1 rRNA gene is annotated in these 292 nt (G+C 44.2%); it reads right to left on the reverse strand.

Features of this window, described 5'->3' with window-relative positions:
- Positions 1-82, reverse strand: a 5S ribosomal RNA gene (gene rrf / locus DB48_RS13395); the annotation flags it as partial.
- Positions 83-292 lie beyond the last annotated feature (210 nt).

Raw genomic sequence — 292 nt, forward strand, 5'->3', positions numbered from 1 at the left:
CCACACTACCATCGGCGCGATTGCGTTTCACTTCTGAGTTCGGGATGGGATCAGGTGGGACCACAATGCTATGGTTTCCAGACAAAACTGTAAATTCGGAAAGCTGTACTCTATCTAAGAGTCAATCTGAGTTCGCACTTCAATCAAGTACTTCTGTATTCTTTTGATTCAGTAACCATTACTTACTTTGCAGTAAAACCCTTTTGGGTTGTATGGTTAAGCCTCACGAGTCATTAGTACAGGTTAGCTCAACGCCTCACAACGCTTACACACCCTGCCTATCAACGTCCTA

Origin of the sequence: Shewanella sp. cp20 (genome assembly GCF_000832025.1) — a bacterium.
In the GTDB taxonomy this organism is placed as follows: domain Bacteria; phylum Pseudomonadota; class Gammaproteobacteria; order Enterobacterales; family Shewanellaceae; genus Shewanella.